This is a genomic window from Rhodococcus aetherivorans (assembly GCF_025722975.1).
GTDB lineage: Bacteria > Actinomycetota > Actinomycetes > Mycobacteriales > Mycobacteriaceae > Rhodococcus > Rhodococcus aetherivorans.
The window spans coordinates 115,720-128,951 of the sequence record NZ_CP106984.1; the positions used below are offsets into that span (position 1 = coordinate 115,720).

General features: G+C 63.4%; 11 protein-coding genes and 1 riboswitch. Of the genes, 2 read left to right on the forward strand and 9 right to left on the reverse strand.

Going from position 1 to position 13,232, the window contains the following annotated elements:
- Window positions 1-88 precede the first annotated feature (88 nt).
- Window positions 89-424 (reverse strand): STAS domain-containing protein, encoded by a 336-nt coding sequence (locus OCS65_RS28990; protein WP_088899665.1) that lies wholly within the window; start codon window positions 422-424, stop codon window positions 89-91.
- A 190-nt stretch (window positions 425-614) separates the two neighbouring features.
- A complete protein-coding gene (locus tag OCS65_RS28995) occupies window positions 615-2,162 on the reverse strand; it encodes an amidase (RefSeq protein WP_263510524.1) in 1,548 nt (515 codons plus the stop codon).
- 248 nt (window positions 2,163-2,410) lie between these two features.
- On the opposite strand from OCS65_RS28995, the gene OCS65_RS29000 reads away from it, so the two are divergent.
- Window positions 2,411-3,613: an IS110 family RNA-guided transposase gene (locus tag OCS65_RS29000; protein WP_106201818.1), complete on the forward strand. Its 1,203-nt coding sequence runs from the start codon at window positions 2,411-2,413 to the stop codon at window positions 3,611-3,613.
- A 136-nt stretch (window positions 3,614-3,749) separates the two neighbouring features.
- On the opposite strand, the gene OCS65_RS29005 is transcribed toward OCS65_RS29000, so the two are convergent.
- From OCS65_RS29005 to OCS65_RS29030, 6 genes are all read right to left on the reverse strand, one after another.
- A complete protein-coding gene (locus tag OCS65_RS29005; RefSeq protein ID WP_263510525.1) occupies window positions 3,750-4,889 on the reverse strand; it encodes a HoxN/HupN/NixA family nickel/cobalt transporter in 1,140 nt (379 codons plus the stop codon).
- Window positions 4,890-5,081: 192 nt separating this feature from the next.
- A complete protein-coding gene (locus OCS65_RS29010) occupies window positions 5,082-5,528 on the reverse strand; it encodes a nitrile hydratase accessory protein (RefSeq protein WP_263510526.1) in 447 nt (148 codons plus the stop codon).
- Between the two features lies 1 nt (window position 5,529).
- Window positions 5,530-6,153 carry a nitrile hydratase subunit alpha gene (gene nthA, locus OCS65_RS29015; protein WP_263510527.1) on the reverse strand — a complete coding sequence of 208 codons (624 nt, stop codon included), beginning with the start codon at window positions 6,151-6,153 and terminating at the stop codon, window positions 5,530-5,532.
- Window positions 6,154-6,216: 63 nt separating this feature from the next.
- Window positions 6,217-6,897, reverse strand: coding sequence for a nitrile hydratase subunit beta (gene nthB / locus OCS65_RS29020; RefSeq protein ID WP_263510528.1), 681 nt, complete (start codon window positions 6,895-6,897; stop codon window positions 6,217-6,219).
- An 882-nt stretch (window positions 6,898-7,779) separates the two neighbouring features.
- A complete protein-coding gene (locus OCS65_RS29025; protein ID WP_263510529.1) occupies window positions 7,780-9,195 on the reverse strand; it encodes a substrate-binding protein in 1,416 nt (471 codons plus the stop codon).
- A gap of 15 nt (window positions 9,196-9,210) precedes the next feature.
- Window positions 9,211-9,549, reverse strand: coding sequence for an ArsR/SmtB family transcription factor (locus OCS65_RS29030; protein WP_120284965.1), 339 nt, complete (start codon window positions 9,547-9,549; stop codon window positions 9,211-9,213).
- Window positions 9,550-9,691: 142 nt separating this feature from the next.
- Window positions 9,692-9,801: riboswitch (TPP riboswitch) on the forward strand.
- Here OCS65_RS29030 and thiC point away from each other — a divergent pair.
- Window positions 9,800-11,557 carry a phosphomethylpyrimidine synthase ThiC gene (gene thiC / locus OCS65_RS29035; protein WP_263510530.1) on the forward strand — a complete coding sequence of 586 codons (1,758 nt, stop codon included), beginning with the start codon at window positions 9,800-9,802 and terminating at the stop codon, window positions 11,555-11,557. (Overlaps the previous riboswitch by 2 nt.)
- A 701-nt stretch (window positions 11,558-12,258) precedes the next feature.
- Here thiC and OCS65_RS29040 read toward each other — a convergent pair.
- Complete coding sequence (locus tag OCS65_RS29040) at window positions 12,259-13,140, reverse strand: HpcH/HpaI aldolase/citrate lyase family protein (RefSeq protein WP_263510531.1); 882 nt, start codon at window positions 13,138-13,140, stop codon at window positions 12,259-12,261.
- Window positions 13,141-13,232 lie beyond the last annotated feature (92 nt).

The window sequence follows — 13,232 nt, forward strand, 5'->3', positions numbered from 1 at the left end:
ATGATTTGGATGGAGTGCAGAGGTGGCCGTGATCCGGCGGATCTGCAGCGGTGTGTGTCTGTGTCTGTGTCTGCTCGAGCGTGGCGGATCATCGGATGCGTTCCATAGCAGCCTCGACCGACGACGACAGTGTGATTACCGACTGTAAGCGGGTCCGTTCGATCATCGCCTTCACCCGGGCGCTGGGCGCGGCGAATGTCAGGGAACGACAGTGCGTCCGTGCCGTCTTGGTGGCATGGATCATCACACCGAGACCGGTGGAATCTACACTGGGCACGCTCCCGAGATCGACGACGACATCGGTATTGTCAGCCAGGGCTCGGTCCAGGCGCTGCCGCAGCCGAGCGGACGAGGCGCCGCGCAGCACGCCTATCGGGCGCAGCATCAGGATGCTGTTCTCTACGCGTTCTTCGCAAGATTGCATGCGGAGTCCTTCGTTCGGCAATGGCGCCCTTTCTCGGGAAAGTCCGTCCAGAGCAAGGGCGTACGGTGACATGGGTGTCCTCACTCCCCGAATGCGCGTCCGGGTCGAGGAGGAAGGTGTCCGACAGTCACCGGTTCCGCCCGACCGTACGAGTTCGCAGCGTGTGGTCTCGTACGGTCGGGCGAATGGGTTATGTCAGGGTGCCGGCTGCAGCCGGCGGGACAGGATAGTTGCCCACTGCATGTTCGTAGAGCTGGGCGACGCGCAGCACTGTCGCGTCGTCGAAATGCTTGCCGATGATCATCATTCCGGTGGGAAGCCCGTGGACCAGGTCAGCGGGGACACTGCAGGCGGGGTGACCGGTGACGTCGAATGGTGCGGTGTTGATGATCATCGACAGTGCGGTGTCCAGATAGTCGGCCAACGGAATGTCCGTGGTCGGGATCTTGGTGGCGGTGTAGGGGAGGGTGGGCATCACCAGCACGTCGTACCGAGCCAAGGCGGCGTCGTAGGCGGCGCGGACTTCGGGGACGAGTTGGCGGGCCATGGCGTAGTACTTGCCGCCGCCTACCTCCAATGTGTAGCGCCCGGACATCCCGACGAGTTTGACCGTCTTCGACAGTTGGTGACCGTGCTCGAGTCGTTGACGGGAGAAGTGGGCGATCAGTTCGGGATCGTAGAAGCCATCAGTGTTCATGCCGTAGGCATTGCCGTCGAGCATCTGGTAGGCCGCTCCCTCGGTGGCGATCACGTTCCAGACGGCCATCGCATCGAGGTGCCAGGGGATCGAGACCTCTTCGACGGTAAGTCCGGCCGAGCGCAGTACGCCGATGGCGGTGCGCACGGCATTGTCGACGGCAGCGTCGGAGACAGGGGTGTCGAAGCCTTCGGTGACCACACCCACGCGCAGACCCGATGCGGGTTCGGCCAGCGCCGCGAGGTAGTCCACCGGTTCGATCCGGTGGGTCTGTCGGGGATCGAGGCCGTCGGTGCCGGCGAGGACGGTGAGCATTGCGGCGGCGTCGCTGACCGTGCGCGTCATCGGACCGAGGTGGTCGATGGTTCGTTCGATGGGAAATGCTCCCGTATAGGGGACCAGTCCGTGGGTGGGTTTGTGTCCGACGATGCCGCAGAACGCGGCGGGGATGCGGATCGAACCGCCCTGGTCGCCGCCGACTGCCATATCCACCTGGCCGCTGGCGACCAGGGCGCCGCTGCCGCTGGACGAGCCGCCGGTGATGCGGCTTTCGTCCCAGGGGTTGCGGACCGGCTGGGGGTGGGAAGTGAAGCTGGCGCCGGAGAAGCAGAGATCTTCGCACACCGCTTTGCCGGTGATGGTTGCGCCGGCGTCGAGCAGTCGGCGTACGACGGTGGCGTCGTAGCGGGGGGTGAAGCCCTCGACGGTTCGGGAGCCGTTCATCATCGGCACGCCGGCGACTGCGACGTTGTCTTTCACGGCGACCGTTCGCCCGGCGAGGGGGCCTTCGTCGGTTTCGCTGATCGAGGTGGTGACGTACCAGGCGCTCAGCGGGTTCTCGTCCGCCGTGGGTGAGGTCCATGACCGCTGAGGCGGCTCGGGCGCGGTGCGCTCGTAGAGGCGTTCGACGGTTTCGGAGGACGCGAGCGTCGCTTCGAGGGCCGGTGCGAACTCTTCGAGTTCCGGCGTCGTCAGTCCGAATCGGAAGTGGTTGTTCAGGGCCGACATTTGGTTGGAATTGGGGGGAGTCAACGAAGACATGAGGTTCCTTAAGTTCGTAGGTGCAGTTACTTCGTGAGAGTTACGTTGAGCTGTAACCCGGGCAGGCCGGGCGAGGCTGCATAAGGTTTGCCCACTCTCGAGTGGGGCTTGAAAGGACTGGCCACCCGACCTGTCTGGACACCTCGGACCGCTGATTGAGATCTGCGCATGATCGCTTGTTTAAGGAAATGCCGGCGGAGGCGTCCATCGGGGCCAGGCCGGAACACAAGCGAAAACGAGGAAATCCGATGACCGGTTCGCAACTGTGGGCAGGAGTCGACGTCGGCAAAGAACACCACTGGATATGCGTACTCGACACCTCCGGGACGGTGGTGCTGTCGCGGCGATGCGACAACGACGAAGCAACGATCCGTGCGGTGATCACCGAGATCGACGCACTCGCCGAGACGGTGTCGTGGACGGTGGATCTGACCACCGCCTACGTCACCTTGTTGCTGACTGTGCTGGCCGACGCCGGGAAACCGGTGCGCTACCTGTCCGGACGTTCGGTGTGGCAGGCATCGTCGGTCTACCGCGGCGGCGAAGCCAAGACCGACGCCCGCGACGCCCGGGTGATCGCCGATCAGTCCCGGATGCGGTCGGACCTGCCCGTTCTGCGTCCCGACGACGAGTTGATCCGTGAGCTGCAGATGCTCACCGGCCACCGCACCGATCTGGTCGCCGACCGTACCCGGACCATCAACCGGCTGCGTCAGCAACTCGTCGCGATCTGCCCCGGACTCGAACGCGTCGCGCAGATCTCCTCGGACCGGGGCTGGGTGGTGCTGCTGGCCCGCTACCAGCGACCGAAAGCGATCCGCCGCGTCGGGGCGGCCCGACTGGCCGCAATGCTCACCGGGGCCGGGGTGCGCCACGCCGAATCGATCGCCCGGGCCGCAGTCACCGCCGCGAAGGCGCAGACCGTGCGGTTGCCGGGGGAAGATGTCGCTGCCGAACTGGTCGCCGAATTGGCGCAGGCGGTGATCGACCTCGACACACGTATCAACGCCGTGGACGCGGAGATCGAGGCCCGATTTCGCCGTCACCCTCTGGCCGAAGTGATCCTGAGCTTGCCGGGTATGGGATTCCGGCTCGGAGCCGAATTCCTTGCCGCAGTAGGTGACCCCGCCCTGATCGGCTCGGCCGACCAACTCGCTGCCTGGACCGGGTTGGCGCCGAGACCCAAGGATTCGGGTAAACGCACCGGGCGTCTGCACACCCCTCAGCGCTACAGCAGGCGCCTGCGCCGGGTGATGTACATGTCGGCGTTGACCGCGGTCCGTTGCGATCCCCGATCCCGCGCCTACTATCAGCGCAAACGTGCCGAAGGTAAGCGACCCGTCCAGGCCACGATCTGCCTGGCTCGGCGGCGCGTGGACGTTCTCTACGCTCTGCTCCGCGACAACCGCACCTGGCAACCGACTGTGCCGGTCACCGCGGTGGCGGCTTGACAGGATCATTGAGAGTCCCTTCGAATATGTGAACAGCATCATCGAGTGGGGGAGGGAGGGATCGCTCGGTGCGCTGTGTCGTAAGTGTCCGTCAGCGTTATGGGTATCTCGGTGGCTGATGTGATCGTGGGCGCCTTCAGTTCCGTTGAGGTTTCAGGTGATTGAACAGCAACGCGCCTGTCCAGGTGAGGATGAAGGCGGCTGCGACGGCGTAGCCGAGGAATTCGAAGTTTTCGGAGATGTCACCGATCGGGGACAGCGCAGCGAACATGGGCAGGTGTGCCAGTAGTGCACATACGTAGATGCCGGCTACGAAGAGGCCGATGACCACGGTGGCGCCGGTCGTCGCAATGTTGAAGTTCAGTCGACGCTGGGGGTCCTGGTACGACCACGAGTATGCGCGGGTCATGAACAAGGAGTCCGCTGTGTCGAACGTGCTCATCCCCGCGGCGAAGAGCAACGGGAGGCTGAGCACAGCGGCTATCGACAACGTGCCCCCGGTGGCTGCCGAGGCGGTGAGGGTGAGCAAGGTGACCTCGGAGGCGGTCTCGAGCCCCAGTCCCATCAACAGGCCGACGGGGTACATGTGCCAGGACGATCGAACCAGTCCGCGCCAGCGGTTGCCCAATAGGCGGGTGAACAGCCCGCGCTCACTGAGTCTGCTCTCGAGGTCGCCGGTGATGTCCGATCCGGCGCGTACCTGTCGGGACAGGCAAAGCAGATTGCGCAGGACCACACTGTTGAGTCCTGCAACGATCAACAGGAAGGTGACGGCGACGACGGTGGCGACCAACCCGCCGATTTCCTGTACTCCTTCGAGTTCGGTCGTGGTTAGGGCGCTCGCGCCCAGTGCCACGACGAGGGCAAGGACAACGACGACGGTCGAGTGTCCCATCGCGAAGAAGAATCCGACTCCGACGGGACGGCGTCCCCGTAGCAGCATCAGGCGTGTCGTGTCGTCGATTGCCGCGATGTGGTCGGCGTCGAATGCGTGACGAACGCCGAGCACGTAGGCGAGCACACCGGATCCGGCGAGGCCCCCGGCCGCTGCCGGGTTGCCCGAGTATCCCAAGTACAGCGCCACGCCCAAGACGTGCAGGATCACGATGGCACCGACAACGGACGCCAACCGTCGACGCTCGGTTCGAGTCCAGGCACCACCTATGTGGTGCGGTGTAATGGTGGTGCTGGTCAAACGCTTGTCCTTCAGATGATTCGCAGCGTTTTTCGGATACGCCTGAGACTGAAATGTTCGGGGTGCCGCGGGTGCGGGCATGAACCGGCCCGATTCGAGCCGCGGTACCGGTGACGCTCCGTAGGTCCGCGGTGGAGCCAGGTCTGAAGACCGGGAAGATACTGATGTCGCGGCGTTCGGGGTTCGCACCAACAGTCGTCGTTACACGGGGCGCGCTTCCGGGAGCGACTCGACGTCGGTGAACCCGCTGGGTTCGCGGCGACGAGGTTCCGGCTACCCGTCGGAGTCAGTGGTGGGCGTGCCGATGGCGTGCACGGCGATGGGATCACGCACGGCGTGCTGGTGATGGGCGCCGGCGGGCGTTGCCAGCACCTGCTCGGTACGGTGCGTGAGCTCCTCGCCTGCGACAAATCCCGTGTCGTGCAGCAACTCTTCGAGTGCGAGCATCCAACGCTCGTAGTAACTCCACTGCTCGGTGGTGGCGTGTTCGGCTTCCCACTGTTTGATCGACTCGATCAGGCGGGACTGGAATTCGTCCCATTCGAATCGGCCCTGGCCATGCAATGCGGTGGCAATGCTGAAGGCGCGGATCTCCCAGGCCTGATCGAAGGCGACCTCGCCGGAGCGGCGGGGGATTCGTTCGTTGAACGGCAGATTCTGTACCAGGTCGCCGAGGTTGTCTTCGAGATCCGGGTGGGGTTGTTCGTTGAGTCGGGGCATGTCAGGCCTTGCTAGGTGTGGTGGGGACGGATACGCCGATGAGCGAGTCGCGGGTGACGAGGTCGGCGAGTTGTTCTTCGGTGAAGTTCTCGGTGCCGGTTGGGCGTTGCGGCAGGACCCAGTAGCGAAGTTCGGCACTCGAGTCCCATATCCGGATCTCGACGTCAGGGTCGGGGGTATATCCGAATTCGGCCAGCACACCTCGGGGGTCGCGGACAGCGCGGGCGCGGTAGGCGGGGTACTTGTACCAGTTGGGTGGCAGGCCGAGAACCGGCCACGGATAGCACGAGCACAAGGTACATACGACCATGTTGTGGACCGTGTCGGTGTTTTCCAGCACGACCATTTCTTCGCCCTGCATGCCGCCGACGCCCATTTCACGGCAGGCGCCGGTGGCGTCGGTGAGCAGGCGCTGCTTGAACTCGGGATCGACCCAGGCGCGGGCGACGATCTTGGCGCCGAGTTGAGGACCGACCTCGTTCTCGTAGACCGAGGACATGTGGTCGATGGCGTCGGTGGAGATCAGGCCCTTGTCGACGAGGATGGCCTCCATGGCCTTCACGCGTGCGGCGATCTCCTCGTTCGATCGTGGCAACGTGCCCTGGACGGGATTATGGGCGGTCATCGGGGTGGGCTCGTTTCTGTCTGTGGTGAAGGGACGTCTCGCTGGGTGGACCGGATGACCTGGTCAGGCCGGTAGCAGATACGGTTCGAACACGTCGATGTGATTGACGACGTTCGGGGCGGCAGGTTCACCCCACAACTCGGTCGCCGAGAACCGCACGGTGTACAGGTGTTCGGGGCTTTCGCCGGCGCCGAGTGCGTTGGTGTCCGGAAAGACATACGCGCCGTGGGTCGCCACGACTTCGCCGACACGACCGCGGACGTACCCGGCGCGGCGGGTGTGGGTGTTCGGTGAGGCGTCCGACCGCACGATGACTTTGTCGCCTACGGCGAATGCGGCCTCGGTGTCGGTCGGGCGTCGGTAATCGGCTCCGTGGGTGATCAGTTGCGAGATCGTCTCCACCAGTTGCGGATCCTGCCGCGTGGGGGTCGTTTCGTCCGGATGGTCCATGTAGTACTGGGTGCGGCGGTCGAGTTCGTCGGAATCGAAGATGCCCGCCTCGATGCCGTGGTGGATCATCGCGTGCATCCAGTGCTCGTAGTATTGCGAGGTCAGGTAGTCGTGCGGGGGGATCTGCTCCATCGCGCCCCGGAACTGGTCGAGATTGAACGCGCCGGCCAGGGCCATCGCCGGGAACATCGTCAAAACCGACCGCTCCCAATCGGAATGGAAAACAGGTTCATCGGATTCGGGCTTGATCGGACCCAGGCCGGCGCGGCCACCGAGGTCGTGGATTCCATCCATGAAATGCTCTCCTTGTGCCGTGAGTCACCAACCCTATGTGCCCTCGTCTAATGCGTCAACACGTCATGACCTGATGACATGTTACTGTTCTGTTACCGACGAACAGGGGTGATCCGCACCGTGGGCTGTCCGAGCGTGGATGCGTCGGCGCGAGTGGCTCCAGGGAGCTCCAGAGAGAAAGTGAACATCCCCACCATCCGTCTGGAGGTACGATCGTGGAGACCTATCCGGTGTGTGGGTTGCCTGCAATAGAGCGCCGCACTCGCCTGTGTCGGCACGAGCGTTCTGGCAGTCATTCTTTATTGCCACGTGTATCGCGCTCACGCGCTGTGGACAGTGGGGCAATGGCCCGATAATCTGAGTTCGATTGCCGCGCATTCACTCTGCGGCTCAACCGCGCTGACGGCCACAAATTCGACCACGCTGCTGTTTATTTCGGAGACTGGAAGACGCCCGTCGAGCCCCCGGAACGAATCGTGAACCGTCTGCATTCGGAGCTATCTCAAGATGCTGACTGTGGCCGGAAGTGCCGCAGAGAGACGTTCACAAAGGAAGGCGAAGAATGAAGTCAGAACGACCCCCGAGAGGGAAGCAGATCTCGCAGAAAGCCTCGACCTCCGCGACCGGTCCCGATCCCACAGAGGAGGATCTGGCAGCTGTCATTGTCGCCTTGACCGGGATCGACATCGCGTCGAATGGCGGTAACGCGGGACCCGAGCGTAGCCGGAAGCAATCCTGGCGACGCTGATGCACAGACGACCCCGAGTTGCGCTCGGTGGTTGCACATCCGTCCGGCCGGGAACGAAACTGTAGACGGAGCGAGCACGTCGATATGACCAGACATATGCCCTGGTGTTCGGTACTAGCAAGCGAGGTCTCAACTCATCCGAGGGCAGGATACAGTTCTGTGCCGGTCGCTTTCGTCAAATGGAGCTGCTGCCTGAGTCGGTCCTCACTCAAGGTGACGGTGCCCCGCGGTAGCTGAAACTCGCCGTGACGCATTGCCGCGGCGATCCGCTCGCTATCCTCGGCTTTCCGGGCCGCTTGCCACCATATGTGAACTGCCTCGAACACAGACTCGCTCAACGTCGACAGCGGCGGTGCCCAAGGACCGAATTGCGCCCGGTACCTCTTCAGAAGCGAGGCGTTACCTTCCGTTTGTAATCCTTGGAAGTACCCCGAGACGGAGTAGAGGCCACGGGCCGCTTCGTCGCCGATGTACGTCAGCGTGGACTCTTCCAAGGCGGGCGCCAGAGTGATGCACTGATCCCGCAATCCCATTGCATAACATTGCCGCTCGAACGCAACAGCATCAGCTCCGACGAAGGTCGACAGTACGATGTCGGCACCCGATTTCTGGATCGATTCGATGATCGGGGCGAAGTCACGAGTTCCCAGAGACGCGAACTTTTCCCCGACGACTCTGGCGCAGTACCGAGGCAACAGTTGGCGTGCCAGGCCGTGTGTCGTACGGGGCCAACAATAGTCGTCGCCGGCCAGAAACCATCGTCGCACCCCCTCCATCCGCATGAGTGGTTTCACGGCTGCTGCCAACTGGTCGCCCGGCCGCTCGCCGAGCTGGAGGCGGAGACGATCGCCGCGCCCTCCTTCGTTCATGACCGGCTGTACCAGCAGCACGGGTGCATCACTGAGCGCCTCGGCAACGGCGGTGTAGGTAGCCGATGTGGCGGCGACCAGAATGGTCCGGCAGCCTGCCTGGACGAGTCGTCGCGCTTCCATGACGCCGGTCTGCGGGTCTGTGGCGTCATCACCCACGATCAACTCGACTGGACTGCCGTGGATACCGCCCTCGGCATTGATTTCCTCCAGTGCCAGCATGGCGGCGTTGTCAATCGAGGTGGCGAAGAGGCTGCCGGGTCCGGATTTCGACGTCAACAATCCCAGACGGGGATGGGAAGAGGCGTTTCGAGAGGTAGGGAACCCTCGACGCCGCATCAACCATTCCAATCCGGGCTGGTCGAGTTCGGCGATGAGCCGAACTCTCGTACCACCGTTTGCGGCTTCGAAACGGAGTTTGATACGCCCTCGCCAGGGCTGGTCGTGCACGATATCGAGGTACGCATGCGGACGTGCGGCAGCAATACGGCCGAGGATTTCGACCGGTTCTGCGCCGGAACCGCTGAGGTGGACCGCCATACGCACGGCAGCGCCGGGTTCGACTCGATCGCATACCGCACCGAAGAGCCATCCCGCCTCGTCGCCTGCTCCGAAAAGGCTGTAAGCCACCGAGGGTGGGGATGCGGTCCACTCTTCGGCGTGCAGTACGAGCTGGGTCACCGTGTTTCCTGGAAGCTATGCACGTCGCAAGGTTGTGTCGGTGGCAGCGGTGCGGTCTGCGGCCTCGACGGCATCTGACAGGGCTCCTCGGAACAATTCCTGCAACATTGCAATGACATCGCGTGCGGGACCGGCCGGGTCGATCGAGTAGAAACGGAAGCGTCCGGCCTTACGTTCGGTGACCAAGCCCGCGTGCCGCAGGATCCGGAGGTGGTTCGAGACGCCGGTGCGTCCCACGCTGTCGATCTGGTCGACCAGTTCGTTGACGCTGCACTCGTCACGCTCTGCCAGCACAGTGAGAATGGCTCGCCGTACAGGGTCGGCGAGGGCATCGAAGGCCAGCTGTGCGGACAAGGTCCCGATCTCCTCGAGTCAACAGTCAATGACGTATAGAAGAGTACCTCCTCGTAGCTCGTACAGGACGGGCCGACTTCGCACCGCTCCGACGACCGGACCAGCTACATCTGCAGCGGGAGAAGCCGGGTGTTAGGGTCTGTGCCGTCCCCACGGGAGCCCTATTGCAGGGGCTGAGATCGGGCTGAGGCAGCCTGCGACCGTCGAACCTGCCCGGGTAATGCCGGCGAAGGAAGTAGGAACGATTCCGATGAGTGCATCCAATTCGCATGCCCTGTGCTATGTCCACGACGAGGAACACGACCTGCGTGTACCTGTCACAGAGATCCGCTTGGGCGACTCTCCCGGCGGGGTGCCGAACCCGTCGCTGCAGGTCTACCGCACTGCAGGTCCCGGTAGCGATCCGCTGATCGGGCTCCCGCCGACGCGCGCCGACTGGATTGCTGCTCGCGGCGACGTCGAGCACTACCCGGGGCGAGAACGGGATCTGCTCGACGATGGCCGCTCGGCGGTGCGGCGTGGAGAGGCGTCCCGGGAGTGGAAGGGGCCCCGACCTGTCCCGGTGCGAGCGAGGACAGGCCGGACGGTCACGCAGATGCACTATGCCCGGGCGGGGATCATCACCCAGGAAATGCGGTTCGTGGCGCTGCGGGAGAACTGCGACGTGGAACTGGTGCGCTCGGAGGTGGCGGCGGGTCGGGCGATCATCCCCGCCAACGTCAACCACCCCGAGTCCGAGCCGATGATCATCGGCAAGTCCTTCCTGGTGAAGATCAATGCCAACATCGGTAACTCAGCGGTGACCAGCTCCATCGTCGACGAAGTCGACAAGATGCGCTGGGCCACCCGTTGGGGCGCGGACACTGTGATGGACCTGTCCACCGGTGAAGATATCCACACCACCCGAGAGTGGATCATTCGCAACTCCCCGGTGCCGATCGGCACGGTGCCGATCTACCAGGCTCTGGAGAAGGTCGCCGGCCAGGCCGATGCGCTGACGTGGGAGATCTTTCGCGACACCGTGATCGAGCAGTGTGAGCAGGGTGTGGACTACATGACCATCCACGCCGGAGTGCTGCTGCGCTACGTACCGCTCACGGCCGAGCGGCTCACCGGCATCGTCTCCCGAGGTGGGTCGATCATGGCCGGTTGGTGCCTTGCCCATCACGAGGAAAATTTTCTCTACACCCACTTCGACGAACTGTGTGAGATCTTCGCCCGCTACGACGTGGCATTTTCCCTCGGGGACGGGCTGCGACCGGGGTCGATCGCCGACGCCAACGACGCCGCGCAGTACGCCGAACTGGACACCCTTGCCGAACTGACCACCCGTGCCTGGGCTCACGACGTTCAGGTGATGGTCGAAGGCCCTGGCCACATCCCGATCCATCGGGTGCGGGAAAATGTGGAGCGTCAGCAGAAGTTATGTCATGGAGCGCCTTTCTACACCCTGGGGCCGCTGGTGACCGACATTGCTCCGGGCTACGACCACATCACCTCCGCGATCGGGGCCACCGAGATCGCCCGCCATGGCACCGCGATGCTGTGTTACGTCACCCCGAAGGAGCATCTGGGACTGCCGAATCGGGACGACGTGAAGACCGGGGTCATCACGTACAAGATCGCCGCTCATGCCGCCGACATCGCCAAGGGCCATCCCGGTGCCGTCGAGCGTGACGACGCGTTGTCGAAGGCGCGTTTCGAGTTTCGGTGGCGGGATCAGTTCGCTCTGTCGCTGGATCCGGATACGGCCGAGCAGTTCCATGACGAGACGCTTCCGGCTGAACCGGCCAAGACGGCGCACTTCTGCTCGATGTGTGGGCCGAAGTTCTGCTCGATGCGTATCTCCCAAGACATCCGGACCAGGTTCGGTGACGCCGCCGACCAGGCCGCCGTCGCCGGGATGCAACATATGTCCGACCAGTTCAGGGCCGCCGGCAGCACGGTGTATTTGGATACCCCTACTGTCCTGTCCTCCGAAAGTAAGCGTGTGACACAGGACAACTGAGGTCGCAGGGGCGTTGAGTCCAGGTGACGGGAGGACACGGACGCAACGCCCTCAGCGGCGTGACGCACGCCCGCACTTGCTCTGCCGGGTGGCGTTGTGTAGCGATGATGAAGGTGGTCGAGGACGGAGTCGGCATCGATGTGCGGTTTCGCGGTGCCGGCGACCGTCCGGGTTCGAGTACGAGGGGAATGAGATTCAGCGGCGGTACCCACTCGTGCTCAACGAAAGTGCCCATGTGTGAGCGGGGTTCGCTGTAGCAGTGATCGGGTGCCGGCGGGCGAGGCGGTGACGACATCGCCCACCTCGCTGCCGAATCGGGGGTGACCTGCACTTGTGACTCGCTCAGCTTCGAGGCACCGAGGAGTAGTTGCCGGGTGGTCTCGACGCCTGCCGTGACACGGTGCGGGTTGCCGTTCCCCTCACCGTGTCACGGCAGGCGGCCGTCTCGGAAGAGCGGTCGTGATCGTCGCCCCGGTCGATTCTGCTTCCGGGATCGGCGGTCGCTGCACACGCGCTGGAACGCGTCCGGACCATCCCGCATTCGCTCGGCGTCGACCTCGCGCGGCGGTGTTGTCCACCATCTCCGCGCGGTAATCAGTCTTCTCGATGATGCCTTGCGGGTTCTTGACCCGGGCAGGTACACCGCACCCGAGACCCTTGCAGCGTTGACGGTGCTGATCAGAGCAGCGTGAACGCGCCGACTACTGGGCAAGAGAGGCGGATTTGGTCGCCTCCAAGCGGCCGAAGTACCGAGATCTGGAAAGCACGGCAGTGGCTGAGATGAAGCGCGGCCGATCGGCTCCCGTCTCGATGTTCTCCCCGCAGGGGCCGAGTTCGGCGATAGTGGCATGCGCTTGTGAGACTGAATCGGCCGACGGGGAGAATCTCTCGTTGATCGTGTCGACGTGACGCGCCCGAACCGACAATTTTCCGGTCATGCCGAACTTTATGGCTGTGTCGATGTCGGCTGCGACGATATCCCGATCATCCGCAGCGCTCGGGCCGTCGATAGGCGCTGCGATTTCCGCCGTCTTGCTGGCGATGACGAGGGTCGAGCGTGCATACGCCAGGCCTTCTGGTGTCCCATCGATGTCGAGGTCGCTGCAGAAGTCTCTGATGCCGAAGGCCAAGCGCACGACCGGTGAGCATTCAGCGATACGGTCGGCCTGACGAAGCGAGGAAGCAGTCTCGACCATAGCGACGATCGGGACATGGGGGAGTGCGGCAGACACGATGTCGATGTCTTGCGGACTCTCGGTTTTTGCAAGAACAATTCCGGTAAGGCCCGGCGAATCGCGGAGTATTTCCAGGTCGAGTGCAAGTTCACGGGTCGAAGCGTCGTTGACTCGTACCCAACCGACTCTGTCGCGAAGCCACTGCGCCGCAACTGTCCGTGCAGATGTTTTCTCCCTGTAGGGCACTCCATCCTCGAGATCGAGGACAAGGCAGTCCGGACTGGTAGCGACCGCGGTATGCAACCGCGCGAGATCGGTAGGGGGGACGAGTAGCCATGATCGGGCAAGGCGTGCCAGCTCGGTTCGCGCTTCCCGGGCTGCATCGGGTTCCTCGAAGTCGAATGACATCGTTGTTGTCGATCTCCAGTATTTATTCGAATCAGTGGATGTTGTGGATTATCGATGCTGTGCGGACGAGTCCTGGAATCTCCGATTTCTGC

Bases quoted from the DNA above. Each gene is read 5' to 3' on its own strand.
- OCS65_RS28990 (WP_088899665.1), bottom strand. From the start codon at position 424: ATGCAATCTTGCGAAGAACGCGTAGAGAACAGCATCCTGATGCTGCGC.
- nthA (WP_263510527.1), bottom strand. From the start codon at position 6,153: ATGACCGCCCATAATCCCGTCCAGGGCACGTTGCCACGATCGAACGAG.
- OCS65_RS29040 (WP_263510531.1), bottom strand. From the start codon at position 13,140: ATGTCATTCGACTTCGAGGAACCCGATGCAGCCCGGGAAGCGCGAACC.
- thiC (WP_263510530.1), top strand. From the start codon at position 9,800: ATGAGTGCATCCAATTCGCATGCCCTGTGCTATGTCCACGACGAGGAA.
- OCS65_RS29005 (WP_263510525.1), bottom strand. From the start codon at position 4,889: ATGCCCGCACCCGCGGCACCCCGAACATTTCAGTCTCAGGCGTATCCG.
- nthB (WP_263510528.1), bottom strand. From the start codon at position 6,897: ATGGATGGAATCCACGACCTCGGTGGCCGCGCCGGCCTGGGTCCGATC.
- OCS65_RS29010 (WP_263510526.1), bottom strand. From the start codon at position 5,528: ATGCCCCGACTCAACGAACAACCCCACCCGGATCTCGAAGACAACCTC.
- OCS65_RS29000 (WP_106201818.1), top strand. From the start codon at position 2,411: ATGACCGGTTCGCAACTGTGGGCAGGAGTCGACGTCGGCAAAGAACAC.
- OCS65_RS28995 (WP_263510524.1), bottom strand. From the start codon at position 2,162: ATGTCTTCGTTGACTCCCCCCAATTCCAACCAAATGTCGGCCCTGAAC.